The following is a 1,656-nucleotide window of genomic DNA, read 5'->3' on the forward strand; positions in this document are numbered from 1 at the left end:
TAATTCAGGTGATGAGCTGGCCAAAAGCTACTCCTTTTTTTTTATCTACCATTCTAAAATTTGAAGTGAACTATTGGTCTTTAAGTCTGATCAGGTATAAATTATATCCCCAATCACCGTTAAATGGAAACTATCGCGAGTTAATTGAGATGGCATCGTTGATGACAGTTGGTTCAATTGCCCTCAAAGAAACCTACAGCTCATGGCCAAAACAACCGGTTTTGGAAAGGCTTTTATCAACGAGTGGTATTCTATCCACTGTCATATGGGGAGCAGCGATCATTGAAAGAGAAATAACCGTAGAATCCCTGATTTTTCTGCATCTTATTGTTCAAGCTATGACGGGTACCATAATAGATGTGTTGTCTAAATTTACTATTGATATCGCTAATATTAAAATAGAGAATATTTGTGCTCATTATGAATTTTTTGAAGTGTTTCTTAAGTTGATGTCAATCAACGTCTTGTTAGGGCTCAATGTATATGAATTTTTGAAATTCAATAATCCTGATGCTTTTAAAAGAACTTTAAGTTGTATTGCTTTCTTATCAATTTTATATGTGTCTACCCACACAATATCTGACTCTATCTTTGCTTCATCTACTCTTCTTTACAACTTTAACAAAGCTTTCCTGACAAGTAACTTATCAATTGCCTTGGTTGTAGTCGTAATCACATTCGATGTTGCACTCGAATATAGAGTCATAACCCAAAACGAAAGCGTGGAAATCGGATGCTCAGCCTTCTTGGGTGCTTTTGCCGGAAACATAATCGGAGCATTGAGCAGAGGCGCTTTCTTTTTTGAAGCCGCTAATGAGCTAGACACAAGCGAAACCGCACTGAGTCTTCGAGCCATAATCGGGATGGGAGTCCTGGTCGGCGTATCCGCAATGCTCATCATGGGTGGAGCTCTGGCTGTATCCATCAACGGATTAGTGTCAACAGATGGCAATGAAAACGCCCACTCAGTTACAGTACTGAAAATAGGGCTGGTCGCATCGCTGTTCGCCCTGATCAATAGCTATGCCAAATTTGTTGATAATGGCACTCCAGTAGACGAAACATTGAGTAAAATAGGTTGGGGTCATTGGACGCGCCCTTATTTAACACTCCATCAAATATATGATTATCTGATTCAGATGACCTATCCTCTGGAGCCTGACTGGGAATAGCGTCCTCGCTTCGGGGTTGTCTGGACGGGGTCGCCTGGATGGACACTATTCTCAGTCAGCCACCCAGGATAAGCATCGTTGCTATAGGTGCTGGCACTGACAAAGGCTCATTATAAAGCTGCATCTGCAACCCTACGGTCTATCCTTGAAATATCCCGGCAGAGGCTGTTGATGTCATTCATTACTTAACTGCCGGTTAAACGGCCAACACCGTCATTTACATAGGTGAGGTGCTGGCTTTCAAAGTGTTTTGCATCGGTACTGGTGATTATGTAAATTCATTGCCGGTATCGAGGGAATCCATCTATGAGAAGAGTTAATTATTTTTTTCTGGTGCAACTATTAGTGATAATAATGCTGTTCTTGCCGAGAATTGCCAGCAGTTACCAAAAAGAAGATTTTGATTTTCTACGGCGCAATAACACCAACGATATCCTTTTTAATTCAGGTGATGAGCTGGCCAAAAGCTACTCCTTTTTTTTTA

General features: G+C 40.8%; 1 protein-coding gene. It reads left to right on the forward strand.

Annotated elements, in window-relative coordinates; genetic code table 11:
- Positions 1 to 1,172 (forward strand): hypothetical protein (locus KDK17_RS05115; protein WP_257287505.1); only part of this gene is annotated, 1,172 nt, incomplete at its 5' end.
- Positions 1,173 to 1,656: the final 484 nt, after the last annotated feature.

Origin of the sequence: Endozoicomonas sp. SESOKO2 (assembly GCF_024606245.1) — a bacterium.
Lineage (GTDB): Bacteria > Pseudomonadota > Gammaproteobacteria > Pseudomonadales > Endozoicomonadaceae > Endozoicomonas_A.